At 44.4% G+C, this 18,391-nt stretch carries 16 protein-coding genes; 11 read left to right on the plus strand and 5 right to left on the minus strand.

Features of this window, described 5'->3' with window-relative positions; translation table 11 throughout:
• Nucleotides 1–16 precede the first annotated feature (16 nt).
• The 3 genes from glyQ (at nt 17) to HKI82_RS18215 (ending at nt 4,458) form a co-directional block, all read left to right on the plus strand.
• Nucleotides 17–934 (plus strand): glycine--tRNA ligase subunit alpha, encoded by a 918-nt coding sequence (glyQ, locus tag HKI82_RS18205; RefSeq protein WP_102942836.1) that lies wholly within the window; start codon nt 17–19, stop codon nt 932–934.
• A gap of 1 nt (nt 935) precedes the next feature.
• Nucleotides 936–3,002 (plus strand): glycine--tRNA ligase subunit beta, encoded by a 2,067-nt coding sequence (gene glyS, locus HKI82_RS18210; protein WP_171138802.1) that lies wholly within the window; start codon nt 936–938, stop codon nt 3,000–3,002.
• Nucleotides 3,003–3,207: 205 nt separating this feature from the next.
• Entirely contained in the window at nt 3,208–4,458 is a 1,251-nt protein-coding gene (locus tag HKI82_RS18215; protein WP_171138803.1) for a valine--pyruvate transaminase, read from the plus strand.
• A 40-nt stretch (nt 4,459–4,498) separates the two neighbouring features.
• Here the strand turns inward: HKI82_RS18215 and HKI82_RS18220 are convergent, their stop codons facing one another.
• Nucleotides 4,499–4,933: an Hsp20 family protein gene (locus tag HKI82_RS18220; protein WP_171138804.1), complete on the minus strand. Its 435-nt coding sequence runs from the start codon at nt 4,931–4,933 to the stop codon at nt 4,499–4,501.
• Nucleotides 4,934–5,404: 471 nt separating this feature from the next.
• Between HKI82_RS18220 and HKI82_RS18225 the strand changes: the two genes are divergently transcribed.
• Nucleotides 5,405–6,982 (plus strand): AMP-binding protein, encoded by a 1,578-nt coding sequence (locus tag HKI82_RS18225; protein ID WP_171138805.1) that lies wholly within the window; start codon nt 5,405–5,407, stop codon nt 6,980–6,982.
• An 86-nt stretch (nt 6,983–7,068) separates the two neighbouring features.
• On the opposite strand, the gene gyrB is transcribed toward HKI82_RS18225, so the two are convergent.
• From gyrB to dnaA, 4 genes are read right to left on the minus strand one after another with little or no spacing between them, the layout of a single operon-like run.
• Nucleotides 7,069–9,486 (minus strand): DNA topoisomerase (ATP-hydrolyzing) subunit B, encoded by a 2,418-nt coding sequence (gyrB, locus tag HKI82_RS18230; RefSeq protein ID WP_102942802.1) that lies wholly within the window; start codon nt 9,484–9,486, stop codon nt 7,069–7,071.
• A 19-nt stretch (nt 9,487–9,505) separates the two neighbouring features.
• On the minus strand, nt 9,506–10,585 hold the full coding sequence (gene recF / locus HKI82_RS18235; protein ID WP_102942801.1) for a DNA replication/repair protein RecF: 1,080 nt from the start codon (nt 10,583–10,585) through the stop codon (nt 9,506–9,508).
• A 20-nt stretch (nt 10,586–10,605) separates the two neighbouring features.
• Entirely contained in the window at nt 10,606–11,706 is a 1,101-nt protein-coding gene (gene dnaN, locus HKI82_RS18240; RefSeq protein ID WP_112404589.1) for a DNA polymerase III subunit beta, read from the minus strand.
• Nucleotides 11,707–11,766: 60 nt separating this feature from the next.
• Entirely contained in the window at nt 11,767–13,170 is a 1,404-nt protein-coding gene (dnaA, locus tag HKI82_RS18245) for a chromosomal replication initiator protein DnaA (RefSeq protein WP_112404590.1), read from the minus strand.
• A 297-nt stretch (nt 13,171–13,467) separates the two neighbouring features.
• Here dnaA and HKI82_RS18250 point away from each other — a divergent pair, with 297 nt between their 5' ends.
• The 7 genes from HKI82_RS18250 (at nt 13,468) to yidC (ending at nt 18,298) form a co-directional block, all read left to right on the plus strand.
• Nucleotides 13,468–14,214 carry an amino acid ABC transporter substrate-binding protein gene (locus HKI82_RS18250; protein WP_171138806.1) on the plus strand — a complete coding sequence of 249 codons (747 nt, stop codon included), beginning with the start codon at nt 13,468–13,470 and terminating at the stop codon, nt 14,212–14,214.
• A gap of 69 nt (nt 14,215–14,283) precedes the next feature.
• On the plus strand, nt 14,284–14,955 hold the full coding sequence (locus HKI82_RS18255) for an amino acid ABC transporter permease (RefSeq protein WP_102942797.1): 672 nt from the start codon (nt 14,284–14,286) through the stop codon (nt 14,953–14,955).
• Nucleotides 14,952–15,689: an amino acid ABC transporter ATP-binding protein gene (locus HKI82_RS18260; RefSeq protein ID WP_171138807.1), complete on the plus strand. Its 738-nt coding sequence runs from the start codon at nt 14,952–14,954 to the stop codon at nt 15,687–15,689. The genes HKI82_RS18255 and HKI82_RS18260 overlap by 4 nt, the downstream gene beginning before the upstream one ends.
• A 252-nt stretch (nt 15,690–15,941) precedes the next feature.
• Complete coding sequence (gene rpmH / locus HKI82_RS18265; RefSeq protein ID WP_004728723.1) at nt 15,942–16,079, plus strand: 50S ribosomal protein L34; 138 nt, start codon at nt 15,942–15,944, stop codon at nt 16,077–16,079.
• A gap of 46 nt (nt 16,080–16,125) precedes the next feature.
• Complete coding sequence (gene rnpA / locus HKI82_RS18270; protein WP_237292831.1) at nt 16,126–16,449, plus strand: ribonuclease P protein component; 324 nt, start codon at nt 16,126–16,128, stop codon at nt 16,447–16,449.
• Nucleotides 16,416–16,673 (plus strand): membrane protein insertion efficiency factor YidD, encoded by a 258-nt coding sequence (yidD, locus tag HKI82_RS18275; protein WP_081878773.1) that lies wholly within the window; start codon nt 16,416–16,418, stop codon nt 16,671–16,673. Before rnpA ends, yidD begins: the two co-directional genes overlap by 34 nt.
• 2 nt (nt 16,674–16,675) lie before the next feature.
• A complete protein-coding gene (yidC, locus tag HKI82_RS18280; protein WP_102955600.1) occupies nt 16,676–18,298 on the plus strand; it encodes a membrane protein insertase YidC in 1,623 nt (540 codons plus the stop codon).
• Nucleotides 18,299–18,391 lie beyond the last annotated feature (93 nt).

Genomic DNA, 18,391 nt, shown 5'->3' on the forward strand with positions numbered 1-18,391 from the left:
TCGCGCGAACCTGACTATGCAAAAATACGATATCAAAACCTTTCAGGGTATGATCCTCGCGCTGCAGGATTATTGGGCCCAACAAGGCTGTACCATTGTTCAGCCATTAGATATGGAAGTGGGCGCAGGTACGTCTCACCCAATGACGTGCTTACGAGCTCTTGGCCCAGAGCCAATCGCTACAGCGTATGTTCAACCTTCACGCCGTCCAACTGATGGTCGTTACGGTGAAAACCCTAACCGTCTTCAGCACTACTACCAATTCCAGGTAATCATTAAACCTTCACCAGACAACATTCAAGAGCTGTACTTAGGTTCTCTGAAAGTGCTTGGCGTTGACCCACAAGTACACGACATCCGTTTCGTGGAAGACAACTGGGAAAACCCAACTCTAGGTGCATGGGGTCTTGGCTGGGAAGTTTGGCTAAACGGTATGGAAGTGACTCAGTTTACTTACTTCCAACAAGTTGGTGGTCTAGAGTGTAAACCTGTTACAGGCGAGATCACTTACGGTATCGAGCGTCTAGCGATGTACATTCAGGGCGTTGATTCTGTTTATGACTTGGTATGGACAGATGGCCCATTAGGCAAAGTGACTTATGGTGACATCTACCACCAAAACGAAGTTGAGCAATCAACTTACAACTTTGAACATGCAGATGTGGATTTCCTATTCACTTTCTTCGACCAGTGCGAAAAAGAGTGTAAACACCTGCTTGAGCTAGAAAAGCCTCTTCCGTTACCAGCTTATGAGCGCATTCTAAAAGCGGCTCACGCATTCAACTTATTGGATGCTCGTAAAGCAATCTCAGTAACAGAGCGTCAGCGTTACATCCTACGTATCCGTAACCTAACTAAATCGGTTGCAGAAGCGTACTACGCATCTCGTGAAGCTTTAGGCTTCCCTATGTGTAAAAAGGGTGAGGACAAATAAGATGGCAAAAGAATTTCTAATTGAACTCGGTACTGAAGAGTTACCACCAAAGCAACTTCGCACATTAGCGGAAGCATTTGCTGCAAACTTTGAAGCAGAATTGAAAACCGCTGACCTTACTCATGAAGGTATCAAATGGTTTGCAACGCCACGTCGTTTAGCACTTAAAGTCACCAACCTTTCTGAAGGTCAGGCTGACAAAGTGGTTGAAAAACGTGGTCCTGCGATTGCGGTTGCTTTTGATGCAGATGGTAAACCAACCAAAGCTGCTGAAGGCTGGGCTCGTGGTAATGGCATCACTGTTGAACAAGCAGATCGTCTAAAAACAGACCAAGGCGAATGGCTGCTTTACAAACAAGAAGTGAAAGGCCAAGAAGCAAAAGCGGTTGTTGTTGAACTGGCAGCAAAAGCATTAGCTAACTTACCTATCGCGAAACCAATGCGTTGGGGTGATAAAGAAACTCAATTTATCCGCCCAGTTAAAACGCTAACCATTCTGTTCGGTGATGAACTTATTGAAGGTGAAATCCTTGGTGTAAGTTCTACTCGTACTATCCGTGGTCACCGTTTCATGGGTGAAGCAGAATTCACTATCGATTCTGCATCTCAATACCCAGCGATTCTAGAAGAGCGCGGCAAAGTCATCGCTGACTACGATGCTCGTAAAGCAACCATCATTGCTGATGCACAAAAAGCAGCACAACAAGTTGGCGGCGTTGCAGACCTAGAAGATGACCTAGTAGAAGAAGTAACTTCTCTGGTTGAATGGCCTGTTGTGCTTACTGCTAAGTTTGAAGAAAAATTCCTTAAAGTACCTTCAGAAGCTTTGGTTTACACCATGAAAGGCGACCAGAAGTACTTCCCTGTTTATGACGCAGATAAGAAACTGCTACCTAACTTTATCTTCGTATCAAACATCGAGTCTAAAGAGCCTCGCCATGTTATCGAAGGTAACGAGAAAGTAGTTCGTCCGCGTCTTGCTGATGCAGAGTTCTTCTTCAACACAGACCGCAAGAGCAAACTGGTTGATCGTCTTCCTCAACTTGAAACGGCAATTTTCCAGCAACAACTGGGCACCATCAAAGACAAAACAGACCGTATTACTGAACTTGCAGGCTACATTGCTGAGCAAATCGGTGCGGATGTTGAGAAGTCAAAACGCGCAGGCTTGCTAGCAAAATGTGACCTAATGACATCAATGGTATTCGAGTTTACCGATACTCAAGGTGTTATGGGCATGCACTATGCACGCCACGACGGTGAAGCAGAAGAAGTTGCAGTAGCACTTAACGAGCAATACATGCCTCGTTTTGCTGGCGACAACTTGCCAACCAACGGTGTGTCAGCAGCGGTTGCTATGGCTGATAAACTGGACACTATCGTAGGTATCTTCGGTATTGGTCAAGCGCCAAAAGGCAGTGACCCATTTGCACTACGCCGCGCATCTCTAGGTGTACTGCGCATCATCGTCGAATACGGTTACAACCTAGATTTAGTAGACTTAGTCGCGAAAGCGAAATCACTGTTTGGTGATCGTTTAACTAACGAAAGCGTTGAGCAAGACGTAATTGAATTTATGCTAGGTCGTTTCCGCGCATGGTACCAAGATGAAGGTTTCAGCGTAGACATCATCCAAGCGGTACTAGCTCGTCGCCCAACTAAACCAGCAGACTTTGACCAACGTGTTAAAGCGGTTTCTCACTTCCGTGAGTTGGATGCAGCAGAATCACTTGCAGCAGCAAACAAACGCGTGGGTAACATTCTGGCGAAATTCGAAGGCGAACTGCCAGATGAGATCGAACTGTCTCTTCTTCAGGAAGATGCGGAGAAAGCTCTGGCTGAAAACGTTGAAGTTCTCACTGAAGCGTTAGAGCCTGCATTTGCAACGGGTAACTACCAACAAGCATTGAGCCAACTTGCTGCACTACGCGAGCCAGTAGATGCGTTCTTTGATAACGTAATGGTAATGGCAGATGATGACGCGTTGAAGAAAAACCGCTTAACTCTGCTTAACAACCTACGTAACTTGTTCCTGCAAATTGCGGATATCTCACTACTTCAAAAGTGATGTAGCGTTTCAGTTTAAGTAGTTAAAACTACAAAGAGCGGCTAACTCATCGGAGTTGAGCCGCTTTTTTTATATATCGATACTTTGCCCCTAAATAGTGCTTTGCCTCACAAAAACATTGCGGTATGTTCAGGAGCTACTCTAAACGGCTGAGAATCTATCCGCCGACAATACTCCAAATAAACACAACCCCAGGTAGTCAGTAATGCAGTTTTCAACTTTTGGCGAGAAATTTAATCGATATTCCGGTATCACCCAATTAATGGATGATCTTAATGATGGTCTACGCACTCCGGGTGCCATCATGCTTGGTGGAGGTAACCCTGCCGCCATCCCAGAAATGCTCGATTATTTCCGACTGACAACCGAAGAGATGCTAGCTGATGGCTCGTTACTGGCGGGTATGACCAACTACGATGGTCCTCAAGGTAAAGATGTCTTCATCAGCGCGTTAGCCAAATTGCTACGTGATACCTACGGCTGGGACATTTCAGAAAAGAACATCAGCTTAACCAACGGCAGCCAAAGTGGTTTTTTCTACCTGTTCAACCTGTTCGCTGGTAAACAACCAGATGGAAGCTTTAAGAAGATTTTATTGCCTCTAGCACCTGAATACATTGGTTATGGTGATGCGGGTATCGACGAAGATATTTTCGTTTCTTACCACCCAGAAATCGAACTGCTGGACAACGGTCTATTCAAATACCACGTGGATTTTGAGCAAATAAAAATCGACGATTCCGTTGCAGCTATCTGCGCCTCTCGCCCAACCAACCCTACGGGGAATGTGTTAACAGAGGAAGAGATCCACAAACTCGACCAATTGGCTCGTGAGAACAACATCCCACTGCTGGTGGATAACGCTTATGGCGTACCATTTCCAAACATCATCTTTGAAGATGTAGAACCATTCTGGAATGAGAACACGATTCTCTGCATGAGTTTATCGAAACTCGGGCTTCCGGGTGTTCGCTGCGGCATCGTGATTGCCAACGAACAAGTCACTGAAGCACTGAGCAATATGAACGGCATCATTAGCTTAGCGCCAGGGAGCATTGGCCCAGCTCTGGCTCATCGCATCATTGAAAAGAATGACTTATTGCGTCTGAGTGAAGAGGTGATTAAGCCTTTCTATAAACAAAAATCACAGCGTGCAGTAGAGCTTCTACAACAAGCTATCGATGATGAACGTTTCCGCATTCACAAACCGGAAGGCGCTATCTTCTTATGGCTATGGTTTGATGAACTGCCAATTACCACTATGGAACTTTATAAACGTTTGAAAGAACGCGGAGTTCTGATCGTTCCGGGTGAATATTTCTTTATTGGTCAGAAAGAAGATTGGACTCATGCTCATCAGTGCCTACGCATGAACTATGTTCAAGATGATGAAGCGATGCAAAAAGGTATCGCAGTCATCGCAGAAGAAGTGAAGAAAGCGTATCAGGAAGCATAAAACAGACACAAAAAAGCCCGCTTTCGCGGGCTCTTTCATATTAATTCTCTAGTAAGTGCTTGCCGTTAATGGCTATCTTTCTTGGTTGCATAACTTCTGGAATTTCACGTTCCAAATCAATGTGTAACAAACCATTCTCCATATTGGCACCAATCACTTTTACGTAGTCCGCTAATTGGAACTTACGCTCGAAATCACGCTCGGCAATGCCCTGATAAACGTATTTTTTTTCTTCTGTTGGTTTACGCTCACCACGAACAATCAAGGTGTTTTCTTGTTGAGTGATATCTAGCTCTTCGTCAGCAAATCCAGCCACCGCCATAGTAATGCGGAACTTGTTCTCTTCTTGCTGCTCGATGTTGTACGGAGGGAAACCGCCTTGGCTATTTTTCGCTGCGTTCGCTTCCATCATGTTTAGAAGACGATCAAAACCAATTGCGTTACGGTATAGAGGAGCAAAATCTACAGTTCTCATAATAAGTATCCTTCTGTGAAGCAATATTTTTAAATGATGCATTGATTAGATGCTAATTAATGAAGCGAACTCTCCTTTTGGACGAGTCAGTGGAAACCCACCAGCTGTGGCATTTCCTGCTTCGTAAATAGATATAAGGCCACCTTTTACTCTTTCAAGTCTCCCTTAAAAAATTTTTTGTTTTTCATAAAAGCAGCGCACATGGCATCTGATTGCATAAAAAATGATAAAAGTATCAAGAGTATTGGATGCTTATCACAAATTAACGCCAATCCGCACAATATACCGTTCAGGACTATAGCCAAAAAACTTGGGTCAGTTAGACTCGCTTATTGTTAATGCAATGTTAAAAGGATATTAGGTCATCATTCTCCAACAATTGCATATCTAATAAGCCTGATGACGGTGAAAAACCAAAGATAGACCTCCTACACCGTATCTGCCGTCATGCATAAAAGGAACCGATAGAACATGATTAAAGATGCTTACCACTACACTAATAAATTCAATAACCTAGCTCAATTACTTGAAGATGGATTTTCTCGTTATAGCGATAAGCCTGCGTTTCATTGTTTAGGTCAAACATTGACTTATGAGGGTATTGAACAAAAATCTCGCTATTTAGCACAATGGCTGCAACATGAATGTGGACTAGAAGCGGGTGACCGAATCGCCATTCAGCTACCAAACTTAACTCAGTACCCTATTGCCGCTTATGCCGCACTACGAGCAGGGCTGATTATTGTGAATACCAATCCTCTCTACACCTCAAGAGAGATGAAACATCAGTTTAGTGATTCCGGCGCAAAAGCTCTGATCATTCTGGAAGACTTAGTACCAAAATACCAAGCTATCGAATCTGAGCTGAACATTAAGCATGTGATCGTTACCTCTGCGCCAGATCTGTTAACTCAACAAGAGCAAGATCGCGGTAACTACAGCGACTTTAATAGCGCTATATCCGCAGGTAGACACCTACCAGCCTTTGCCAAAAACAGTGCGATTGCCGATGATATTGCTGTTATCCAGTACACAGGTGGCACTACAGGTGTATCTAAAGGAGCCTGCCTGACACATAACAACCTAATGGCCAATGCAGCTCAGATGAACATTCGTCTCACAAAGAAGATGATTGAAGGTGAAGACAGCTTTGTTTGCCCGTTACCGCTTTATCACATCTACGCGTTTACCGTGAATATGATCAGCCTGTTCAGCGTTGGGGTTCAAAATATTCTCATCCCTAATCCACGTGATATGGATGGTTTCGTTAATACATTGAAAAACGTTCGCTTCTCTGGCTTATCCGGCATTAATACGCTGTTTATGGGGCTCTGCCAGCATCCAGAGATTTCATCTGTCGATTTCAGTCACCTGAATGTCACGGTTTCCGGCGGTTCTATGCTGACCGGCAAAGCGTTTCATATCTGGTACCAAACAACAGGGTGCACCATCACGGAAGGTTGGGGATTATCTGAAACGTCACCAGTGATTACCCTTAACGAATTTGGTAAAGAACAAGTTGGCTGTGTTGGTATTCCACTACTTGAAACCGAAGTCCAAGTTTGGGACATCAATAATAAGCCTCTCGCCCAAGGAGAAGTTGGAGAATTGGTGGTGAAAGGGCCGCAGGTTATGCCGGGCTACTGGCAACGACCAGATGAGACCAACAACTCGATTATTAATGGTTTCTTTAAAACGGGTGATGTCGGCTTGATTAAAACCGATGGCCAAGTGCAAATTGTCGATCGGTTGAAAGATATGATTATCGTCTCTGGCTTCAATGTTTATCCAAACGAAGTAGAAGATATTCTATGTAGCCACCAGCACATCTTTGAAGCTGCGGTTGTCGGCGATCATGACGAACACACTGGCGAGTTGGTACATGCTCATGTCGCAACACTAGAGCCATTATACGAGGGCGATGTCATCCACTTCTGTCGCCAGCACCTCACTAACTACAAAGTACCAAAACGAATTACTTTCCATGAGCAACTACCTAAATCTGCGGTTGGCAAAGTACTGCGTCGAGAGTTACGTAATACTCAATAGACAAAAAGTTAAAGTAAAACAACAAGCATAAAAAAGGCGCACTCTAAAGTGCGCCTTTTTGTTATTTCGACTAAATCGTGAGTGGACTACACGTCTAGGTTAGCAACTTTCAGAGCGTTGTTCTCGATGAACGCTCGACGAGGTTCAACTTGGTCACCCATCAGTGTGGTAAACAGTTCATCTGCACCAACCGCATCTTCAATGGTTACTTGCATCATACGACGAGTTTCTGGGTCCATAGTGGTTTCCCAAAGCTGATCTGGGTTCATCTCACCAAGACCTTTGTATCGTTGCAGAGAAAGACCACGACGAGACTCTTTAATTAACCAGTCTAGTGCAGCAGAGAAGCTGTCTACTGGTTGAGTACGCTCACCACGTTTGATGAAAGCACCCTCTTCAATCAAGCCACGTAGCGCTTCTGAAGTGTCAGCCAGTTTGCCATACTCTCTAGAGTTAAGCAGGTCTACACTGATCAAGTATTCGTAAGTCACACCATGCGTACGAACAACAATCTTAGGTGCATAAACGTTTTGCTCTGCATTGTGTTCTACTTGGTAGCTGTATTGGCTCGCGCCAGACTCTTTTGCATTAAGCTGCTCAACAAGAACTTTCGTCCAAGCATCCACTGCCGCTTGATCTTTACATTGTTCAGCAGTCAAACGTGGCACGTACATGAACTCTTGAACCATAGCGTATGGGTAACGACGACTCATACGACCAACCAGCTTAACCGCTGCGTTGTACTGGTGTACAAGCTGCTCAAGAGGAGCACCTGCCAATGCTGGAGCATCTGCGTTTACATGCAGTTCAGCACCATCTAGAGCGAGAGAAACTTGGTATTGCTCCATTGCTTCTTCATCTTTGATGTATTGCTCTTGCTTACCTTTCTTCACTTTGTAAAGCGGTGGCTGTGCAATGTAGATGTAGCCGCGCTCGATAAGCTCAGGCATTTGACGGTAGAAGAAGGTCAACAGTAGCGTACGAATGTGCGAACCATCGACGTCCGCATCGGTCATTATGATGATGTTGTGGTAACGCAGTTTATCTGGGTTGTACTCATCGCGACCGATACCACAACCTAATGCAGTGATCAGAGTTGCCACTTCCTGAGAAGAAAGCATTTTATCAAAACGTGCTTTTTCAACGTTTAGAATCTTACCTTTCAGCGGAAGAATGGCTTGGTTCTTACGGTTGCGTCCCTGCTTAGCTGAACCGCCAGCAGAGTCACCCTCCACTATGTACAGTTCAGACAGTGCAGGATCTTTTTCCTGACAGTCAGCAAGTTTACCTGGAAGACCAGCTAGGTCTAACGCGCCTTTACGACGAGTCATCTCACGAGCTTTACGCGCCGCTTCACGAGCACGAGCCGCATCAATGATTTTGCTACACACCATCTTAGCTTCTGAAGGATGCTCAGCAAGGAACTCATTCAGTTTCTCACCCATTGCAGACTCAACCGCAGATTTCACTTCAGAAGAAACCAGTTTGTCTTTGGTTTGGCTTGAGAATTTTGGATCTGGAACTTTAACTGAAACAACCGCAGTCAAACCTTCACGCGCATCGTCACCAGACGTCGCTGTTTTCGCTTTCTTGCTGTAGCCTTCTTTGTCCATGTAAGTGTTTAACGTACGCGTTAACGCTGCACGGAAACCGGCTAAGTGAGTACCACCATCACGCTGTGGGATGTTGTTGGTAAAGCAGTAAATACCTTCTTGGAAACCATCGTTCCATTGCATTGCCACTTCAACGCTAATGCCGTCTTCACGCTCTGCGTTAAAGTGGAACACTTTCTCGTGAATTGGCGTCTTGTTACGGTTTAAGTGAGTAACAAACGCCTGAATACCACCTTCATACATAAAGTGGTCTTGCTTATCTTCTTCACGCTCATCAACCAGCTTGATTGATACGCCCGAGTTTAGGAATGAAAGCTCACGTAGACGTTTCGCAAGAATATCGTAATGGAATTCGATATTAGTAAAGGTGTCAGCACTTGGCCAGAAACGTACCGTTGTACCTGTTTTTTCAGTATCACCTACAACACTTAGCGGCGCTTGAGGCACACCATGGTGATAGGTTTGAGTATGGATTTGACCACCGCGGTAAATAGTCAGAAGCACTTTTTCTGATAGTGCGTTAACTACTGACACACCTACACCGTGCAAACCACCTGATACTTTGTAAGAGTTATCATCGAACTTACCACCAGCGTGAAGTACCGTCATGATAACTTCTGCTGCAGACACATTCTCTTCTGGGTGAAGTTCGGTTGGGATACCACGGCCGTCATCGCTAACCGATACTGAGTTATCTTCGTGAATAGTAACGATGATGTCTTTACAGTGACCTGCTAACGCTTCATCTATTGAGTTATCCACCACCTCAAAAACCATGTGGTGTAGACCGGTGCCATCATCAGTGTCCCCGATGTACATACCTGGACGTTTACGTACTGCGTCCAGACCCTTTAGTACCTTAATACTCGATGAATCGTAATTATTCGACATGAGTTACTCTCTGACTAAATTATCCTTGCTCTATTGTGCCATGTTCCACATGAAACATCTTGCTGTTTGGCTCGACCATGTCGGCAACTTGGCTTTGTGTAATAGAACTTACAAAAACTTGGGCCTGCGTCGCCTTCAAGCAGTCTGCAAGACGCTTACGACGCTGGCTATCGAGTTCGGAAGCAAAGTCATCAATTAAGTAGATGCATTGCTTCCCGGTCAACTCAGTTAAGTGTTGGCCCTGTGCGACACGTAGTGCACACACCATTAATTTCAGTTGCCCCCGTGAAAGCACATCTTCCACCGGAGTACCGTTAACTTTTATCTTCAAATCAGCTTTATTCGGGCCACTGAAGGTGTAGCCAAGCTGTTGATCGCGTTCGAAGTTCTTTTCTAATATCTGCTGGTATGGGGTCTCTTTATCCCAACCGCGGTAGTACTTTACCGTAATATCAAACTCGGGTAAAAACGTGCGGCATAACTCTTCTGCGACAACTTTCATTTGTTCGACGTAAGTTCGGCGCCATTGGTCAATATTTTCAGCCAACAAGGCCAATTCTTGATCCCAATAACTCAGCTCACGATAGCTGGTCGCTGTTTTGAGTAATGCATTACGCTGTTTACTTAAACGCTTAAATCTTCCCCATGCATCATAGAATGCAGGTTCAGAATGAAACACCCCCCAATCAATAAATGATCGACGTTGTTTCGGTCCATCCGTTAATAAATCAAAGCCTTCAGGATGAATCAACTGCAATGGTAAAACTTGTGCCAACTGTGCCAATTTTTGCCCAGATTGACCGCCTATTTTAACCTCAGTTGACCCGTCACGCTGCTTATTAATACCAATAGGTAACTCAAATTGATCCGAGGTCAAAAAACGCCCGTGAACAAACAGTTCAGAACACTCATTTTGAATCACTCGGCCCGTGAGCGAACTCTTAAAAGAACGACCATGTCCGAGCAGATAAATCGCTTCTAAGACGCTGGTTTTGCCACTTCCATTGACACCAATAAGAAAGTTAAAGCCTGATGATAATGAAATATCACAGGCTTTAATATTACGAAATTGCTGAATAACCAGACGGGTTAGCGGCATAGCGCGAAGTTAACTCTCGGTTACAGGCGAATTGGCATCACGACGTACATCGCGCTGTCATCTTCCGCATTTTCCACCAGCGCACTGGCGTTAGCATCTGACATTGAGATACGTACGTTATCACAACGAAGAGTATTCAACACATCTAGGATGTAGCTTACGTTGAAGCCGATCTCAATTGCGTCTCCTTCGAAAGTGACATCTAGCACCTCTTCCGCTTCTTCCTGTTCCGGGTTGTTTGCTGTGATGCGCATTTCATTGTCATCCAGATTCACACGTACGCCACGGAATTTTTCATTGGATAAAATTGCAGCGCGTGAAAAACACTGACGCAACTCATCACAGTTAGCAAGCAAAACTTTGTTGGTACTTTGCGGCATTACGCGTCGATAATCAGGGAAACGACCATCAACCAGCTTAGAAGTGAAAACAAAATTGTTCACATCTGCACGCAGATTTGAGCTACCAATTTGCAGTACCACAGATTGTTCTGGAGCATCCAGCAGCTTCACTAATTCCAATACACCTTTACGCGGTAGGATGATTTGCTTATGAGCAAAATCTGCCCCTAATTCGGTTTGAGAAACCGCCATACGGTGACCATCAGTTGCCACTGAACGCAGTGTGCTGCCATCAATTTCAAACAGCATGCCGTTTAGGTAGTAACGCACGTCTTGGTTTGCCATCGAAAACTGAGTTTTCTCTATCAGACCACGAAGTTCTGCCTGAGTAAGTGAAATTTCAACTTCACTTTGCCAATCTTCAATATTTGGGAAATCGTTCGCTGGCAGAGTCGCTAATGAGAAACGGCTGCGCCCTGAACGCACTTGAATACGATCGCCTTCTAAAAGCACTGTGATCACCGCTGAATCTGGCAGACCTCGGCAGATATCAAGAAATTTACGCGCCGGAACGGTAATGCTGCCCGCTTCAAAATCTCCTTCCAACGTCACTCGGCTGATCAGTTCAACTTCCAAATCCGTTGCCGTCATAGACAATTGATTGTCTTCAACTTTAATCAGCAAATTACCTAAGATAGGCAATGACGCACGGCCACCTAAAGTGCCGGATACTTGTTGTAGAGGTTTAATGAAGTGGCTACGTTCGATAGTAAATTTCATAGTGTGCTCTTAAACGATAGACGGATTAACGACGCAAAATCAGCGCAAACTATAGCGCAATTATGATGAAAGCGTGCGAATCAAGTTCGAATAGTCTTCTTTTATGTCGTGGCTCTCTTCGCGCAGTTGCTCGATTTTACGACATGCGTGAAGCACTGTGGTATGGTCGCGACCACCAAAAGCATCGCCAATTTCTGGCAAGCTGTGGTTGGTGAGTTCTTTCGCTAGCGCCATAGCTAACTGACGAGGACGCGCAACAGAACGTGAACGACGTTTTGACAGTAAATCCGCCATTTTAATTTTGTAGTACTCTGCGACTGTCTTTTGAATATTATCAATGGTGACCAGCTTTTCTTGCAGAGCTAATAAGTCACGCAGCGCTTCACGAACAAAATCAATGGTAATAGGACGACCGGTAAAGTTCGCATTGGCGATAACACGGTTAAGTGCCCCTTCCAATTCACGAACGTTTGAACGCAGACGTTTCGCAATAAAGAATGCCACTTCATCTGGCAGATGAATTTGGTGATCTTCCGCTTTCTTCATCAAAATCGCCACGCGAGTTTCTAACTCAGGTGGTTCAATCGCTACCGTCAAACCCCAACCAAAGCGAGATTTCAGGCGATCTTCTACACCATTAATCTCTTTAGGATAACGGTCAGAAGTTAAGATGATTTGCTGGTTACCTTCCAACAAAGCGTTGAAAGTATGGAAGAACTCTTCTTGAGAGCGCTCTTTATTGGCAAAGAATTGAATATCATCGATCAATAACGCATCAACGCTACGGTAGTAACGTTTAAATTCTTCAATCGCGTTATTTTGCAGTGCTTTAACCATGTCCTGAACGAAACGTTCTGAGTGCATGTAAACCACTTTGGCATTCGGTTTGTTATCGACAATCGCGTTACCCACAGCATGAAGCAAGTGAGTTTTACCTAAACCTGTACCGCCGTATAAGAATAGAGGGTTATACGCAGCACCCGGATTGTCTGCAACCTGACGAGCAGCAGCCAAACCTAACTGGTTCGATTTACCTTCAACGAAGTTATTGAACTTGTGCTTAGGGTTAACGTTAGAACGATAAGTAATATCCGCTTCAACAGATTCGTCATCCCATGTTTTGTGAACAGGACGACGCTGAGCTAGTTGAGCTGGCGCAGATGATTCTGCCGCCACATCTGCAGCAGAGCGCGTTGGCGCTGGCTTCACAGCCGCTACAGGTTTACTGCCCACTTCAAAACGCAGGCTTGGTACATCGTTGCCACAATACTCTTTCAACAATAAATTAATGTTGTTGATGTACTTATCGCGAACCCAATCAAGCACAAAACGGTTAGGGGCAAACAAAGTGAGAGTATTATCATTGAGCTCCGCTTGTAGCGGACGAACCCACATGCTGAATTCTGCGGCTGGTAATTCTTCTTGAAGCTGTTGCAAACATTGCAACCAAAGCGAAGATGACACGGTGCTCTCACTCTAATCTGATGATCGATAAAGGTTGGTAATTCTACCTGTTGATAACTAAGATCGCCAGCGATTGATCGAAGTTCCAGTGAATAAGATCAAAGTTATTCACAATATTTCCGTCTCAATTATGAAGATCTACATAAACTTCCCCAATTTTACCCACATATCCCAGAAAATTAGTGAGTTATCCCAAAATAAAAACTTATTATGGTTATTGTTAATAACATAAGGTTATTTGTTCTGTACTAACATTTACCAGTAACATTCTGCCCTATATTCATTCGGAGTTAGAAAATGAAAAACTGGATTAAACTCGCGGTAGCCTCTCTTGTATTGGCAGCCTCAGCAGCTCAAGCAACAACGGACATTAAAGTCGGCATGTCTGGTCGTTATTTCCCATTCACATTTGTTAAGCAAGACCAACTGCAAGGTTTTGAAGTGGATGTATGGAATGAAATTGCTAAACGCAACGATTATAAAGTGGAGTTTGTAACTTCAAACTTCTCTGGTCTATTTGGTCTTCTAGAGACAGGTCGTATCGATACTATCTCTAACCAAATCACTATTACTGACGCTCGTAAAGCAAAATACCTTTTTGCAGACCCGTACGTAATCGACGGTGCACAAATTGCGGTTCGTAAAGGTAACGACAGCATTAACGGAATTGAAGATTTAGCTGGAAAAACAGTTGCTGTAAACCTAGGTTCTAACTTTGAGCAACTGCTACGTGACTACGATAAAGACGGCAAAATCAATATCAAGACTTACGACACTGGTATTGAACATGATGTGGCTCTAGGTCGCGCTGACGCATTCGTAATGGACCGTCTATCTGTTCTAGAAACTATCGAGAAAACGGGTCTTCCTCTACAGTTAGCGGGTAAACCTTTCGAAACTATCGAAAATGCTTGGCCATTCCTAAACAACGAGAAAGGTCAAAAACTACAAGCTGAAGTTAACCAAGCGCTTGCAGCAATCCGTGCAGACGGTACGCTAAGCACAATCTCGAACAAGTGGTTTGGCACAGATATTACTAACTAATAAGCTATGCGGTAGTGATTAAGGTGGGATTGTATGATCCCGCCTTTTGTTGTCTTTAAGGGGAAGTAAATGGGTTTTGACTTTCAATACATGCTGGAGCTGATGCCGATACTGCTCAAGTATCTTGGCACCACCATGGAAATGGCGACATGGGGAATGCTGTTCTCTCTGATTCTTTCTGTCATCTTGGCCAATATTCGGGTGTTCAAAGTTCCGGTGCTCGATCAGCTTAGTCAGCTCTACATCAGCTTCTTCCGTGGAACACCACTATTAGTACAGCTGTTTCTTCTTTATTACGGTTTGCCGCAGATATTCCCGATCTTAGTCGGTATTGATGCTTTCAGTGCCGCGGTTATTGGTATCACGTTGCATTTCTCCGCCTACATGGCAGAAAGCATTCGTGCGGCAATTATTGGTATTGATCGTAGCCAGATGGAAGCCAGCCTCTCTGTGGGCATGACCACAAGCCAAGCTATGCGCCGCATTATTTTGCCGCAAGCAACACGTGTGGCTTTGCCGTCACTGATGAACTACTTCATTGATATGATAAAGTCGACCTCCCTCGCCTTTACTTTGGGTGTTGCGGAAATTATGGCTAAAGCTCAGATGGAAGCATCATCCAGTTTTCGCTTTTTCGAAGCATTCCTAGCAGTAGCATTGATTTACTGGGCTGTGGTTGTGGTTCTGACACGAGTACAGATTTGGGCGGAAAACAAACTCAACAAGGCGTATGTAAGATGATCAACTTAACTAACATTCACAAACGCTTTGGCGATAGCGAAGTTCTCAAAGGCATCGATCTCTCTATTAATAAAGGAGAGATCATCGTCATTATTGGTTCAAGTGGTACAGGTAAATCAACGCTGTTGCGTTGTGTTAACTTCCTAGAGCAAGCTGACCAAGGCATCTTCAACATTGATGATGTCACTGTTGATTGCCAAAACCATACAAAAGCGGAAGTGTTAGCACTTAGACGCAAAACTGGCTTTGTCTTTCAGAACTACGCCTTGTTCTCACATATGACAGCAAGACAAAACATCGCTGAAGGCTTGATTACGGTACAAGGCTGGAAAAAGAGCGATGCTTTAGCTCGTGCTCAACAGATACTTGATGATATTGGCCTTGGCGACAAGGGAGACAGTTACCCTTCTGCGCTTTCTGGTGGTCAACAGCAACGAGTGGGTATTGGCAGAGCAATGGCACTGCAACCTGAGCTACTGCTGTTTGATGAGCCAACATCTGCACTGGATCCTGAATGGGTTGGTGAAGTTCTTGCGCTGATGAAAAAACTCGCCACACAACATCAAACGATGTTAGTGGTTACTCACGAAATGCAGTTTGCCAGAGAAGTCGCGGACAGAGTGATCTTCATGGCTGAAGGCAACATCATCGAACAAGGTTCTCCACAGGATATTTTTGGTAATCCACAGGATCCTCGTTTAAAGAAATTCTTAAATATGGTTGGGATCGAATAAGGATCCTTGAGATTTTACCGAGACTCCGTATAATCGCCCGACCGGAAAAACCGAAGCCTCGATTTCTTAGTAATTTGAGAAACTGAATGGGACTTCGGCAAACCCAATCATTGACACCTTTTGTGACAGTGATTACAATTCCGCCTCTTTGTTGAGAGGCGTCGGATAGTCCTTTCTTTATATAAAGAGAAGACACAAAGCCCACGCCGGGTTTAACAAACCTAAAAACTACTGATCAGTAAGGTATTTACAATGAGCAAACGCACTTTTCAACCTACAGTTCTAAAGCGCAAGCGTACTCACGGTTTCCGTGCTCGCATGGCGACAGCGAACGGTCGTAAAGTAATTAATGCACGTCGTGCAAAAGGCCGTAAGCGCCTTTCAAAATAATCCTTAAATTATTTTGAGTACGTACGCATTCAATCGGGAGTTACGCTTGTTAACTCCCGAGCATTATAAAAATGTCTTTCAGCAAGCTCATCGAGCTGGCTCTCCTCATTTCACAATCATTGCCCGCAACAATAATCTTTCTCACCCTCGTTTAGGTTTAGCTGTTCCAAAAAAACAAATTAAAACTGCCGTCGGTCGTAACCGCTTTAAGCGTTTATCTAGAGAAAGTTTTCGTCTTCAACAGCACAAACTTCCTAATAAAGATTTTGTTGTAATAGCGAAAAATAGCGCGCAGTATTTGAGCAATGAAGAACTATTTACTTTGTTCGAAAAGTTATGGCAACGCCTATCTCGCCCTTCACGTGGATAGCCATTGGTTTAGTAAAACTTTACCAATGGACTATTAGTCCGCTTATCGGCCCTCGCTGCCGGTTTACTCCAACCTGTTCCTCATATGCGATAGAAGCTCTGAGAGTTCACGGTTTTGTAAAAGGGTGTTGGTTATCTGGCAAACGTCTATTAAAATGCCACCCTTTGAATGAAGGCGGGTTTGACCCCGTTCCACCGATCCAAAAACACGACAGAGATAATTAACGATGGATTCTCAACGTAATATCCTGTTAATCGCTTTGGCTCTGGTTTCTTTTTTACTCTTCCAACAATGGCAAGTAGCTAAGAATCCAGCTCCGCAAGCGGTTGAACAGGCTCAATCAGGCAATACAGTACCTGCACCATCATTTGCAGATGAGTTTGACCCAGCACCATCTCAAACTAGTGCTGTTGCAAAAACGATTACCGTTACTTCAGATGTACTAACTCTGTCGATTGACACAGTTGGCGGTGATGTTGTTTCTGCAAAACTTAATCAATATGCAGAAGAACTAGATTCAGAGACTCCATTCCAACTACTTAAAAATGAGCAAGGACACCAGTTTATTGCTCAAAGTGGCTTGATCGGTCCTCAAGGTATCGACCTAAGCAGCACGACTCGTCCAAATTATCATGTTGATGCTGACAGCTACACGCTAGCAGACGGTCAAGACGAACTTCGCGTTCCCATGACTTATTCAGCAAACGGTATCGAGTACACCAAAACGTTCATCATCAAACGCAACAGCTATGCGATCGATGTTGAATTCAACGTTGTTAACCACTCTGGCAGCAACGCAACTATGGGTATGTACGCGCACCTACGTCAAAATCTACAAGATTCTGGCGGTAGCCTAGCAATGCCAACTTACCGTGGCGGCGCATACTCAAGTGAAGATACTCGTTACAAAAAGTACAGCTTCGACGATATGCAAGATCGTAACCTGTCTATCAACCTACCAAACGGTACTGGTTGGGCAGCGATGATCCAACACTACTTCGCAACAGCGTGGATTCCACGTAACGAACCTGGTACTAACATCTACTCTCGTATTATCGGTAACTTAGGTGATATCGGTATTCGTATGCCAAACAAAACTCTGGCGGATGGTACTCAAGAAACCTTCACATCAACGCTATGGGTTGGTCCAAAACTGCAAGATGAAATGGCAGCGGTAGCACCAAGCCTAGACCTTGTAGTGGATTACGGTTGGTTATGGTTCATTGCAAAACCTCTACACTCACTGCTTTCGTTCATTCAAGGCATCGTAGTGAACTGGGGTCTAGCAATCATGTGTCTAACTTTCATCGTTCGTGGTGCTATGTACCCACTAACGAAAGCTCAGTACACATCAATGGCGAAAATGCGCATGCTGCAACCTAAACTGCAAGCAATGCGTGAGCGTATTGGCGACGACCGTCAACGCATGAGCCAAGAGATGATGGAACTGTACAAGACAGAGAAAGTAAACCCACTTGGTGGCTGTTTACCAATCTTCCTACAGATGCCAATTTTCATCTCGCTATACTGGGCACTGATGGAATCTGTTGAACTACGTCACTCACCATTCTTTGGTTGGATTCATGACTTGTCAGCACAAGACCCATACTACATCCTACCTCTATTAATGGGTGCAAGTATGTTCATGATCCAGAAGATGAGCCCAACGACAGTTACTGATCCAATGCAACAAAAGATCATGACTTTCATGCCGGTGATGTTCACATTCTTCTTCCTGTTCTTCCCTTCAGGTCTGGTTCTTTACTGGTTGGTATCGAACGTCGTGACTCTGATTCAGCAGACTTTGATTTACAAAGCGCTAGAGAAGAAAGGCTTACACTCCAAGTAAGTTAATGATGAATCAGCAAAGGCGGCCAAAAGGTCGCCTTTTTGTTTTTTGCTGATTACAATGACGCTAATTCGAAATGTATTTAGGTAACAA

It is taken from the genome of Vibrio plantisponsor, assembly GCF_013041605.1.
Classification (GTDB): Bacteria; Pseudomonadota; Gammaproteobacteria; order Enterobacterales; family Vibrionaceae; genus Vibrio; species Vibrio plantisponsor.

What these genes read in the sequence shown, in the direction of transcription:
- yidC (WP_102955600.1), top strand. Translation starts at nt 16,676, where the DNA reads ATGGATTCTCAACGTAATATCCTGTTAATCGCTTTGGCTCTGGTTTCT.
- rpmH (WP_004728723.1), top strand. Translation starts at nt 15,942, where the DNA reads ATGAGCAAACGCACTTTTCAACCTACAGTTCTAAAGCGCAAGCGTACT.
- HKI82_RS18220 (WP_171138804.1), bottom strand. Translation starts at nt 4,933, where the DNA reads ATGAGAACTGTAGATTTTGCTCCTCTATACCGTAACGCAATTGGTTTT.
- HKI82_RS18225 (WP_171138805.1), top strand. Translation starts at nt 5,405, where the DNA reads ATGATTAAAGATGCTTACCACTACACTAATAAATTCAATAACCTAGCT.
- HKI82_RS18250 (WP_171138806.1), top strand. Translation starts at nt 13,468, where the DNA reads ATGAAAAACTGGATTAAACTCGCGGTAGCCTCTCTTGTATTGGCAGCC.
- HKI82_RS18255 (WP_102942797.1), top strand. Translation starts at nt 14,284, where the DNA reads ATGGGTTTTGACTTTCAATACATGCTGGAGCTGATGCCGATACTGCTC.
- HKI82_RS18215 (WP_171138803.1), top strand. Translation starts at nt 3,208, where the DNA reads ATGCAGTTTTCAACTTTTGGCGAGAAATTTAATCGATATTCCGGTATC.
- yidD (WP_081878773.1), top strand. Translation starts at nt 16,416, where the DNA reads ATGGCAACGCCTATCTCGCCCTTCACGTGGATAGCCATTGGTTTAGTA.
- glyQ (WP_102942836.1), top strand. Translation starts at nt 17, where the DNA reads ATGCAAAAATACGATATCAAAACCTTTCAGGGTATGATCCTCGCGCTG.
- HKI82_RS18260 (WP_171138807.1), top strand. Translation starts at nt 14,952, where the DNA reads ATGATCAACTTAACTAACATTCACAAACGCTTTGGCGATAGCGAAGTT.
- dnaN (WP_112404589.1), bottom strand. Translation starts at nt 11,706, where the DNA reads ATGAAATTTACTATCGAACGTAGCCACTTCATTAAACCTCTACAACAA.
- gyrB (WP_102942802.1), bottom strand. Translation starts at nt 9,486, where the DNA reads ATGTCGAATAATTACGATTCATCGAGTATTAAGGTACTAAAGGGTCTG.
- glyS (WP_171138802.1), top strand. Translation starts at nt 936, where the DNA reads ATGGCAAAAGAATTTCTAATTGAACTCGGTACTGAAGAGTTACCACCA.
- recF (WP_102942801.1), bottom strand. Translation starts at nt 10,585, where the DNA reads ATGCCGCTAACCCGTCTGGTTATTCAGCAATTTCGTAATATTAAAGCC.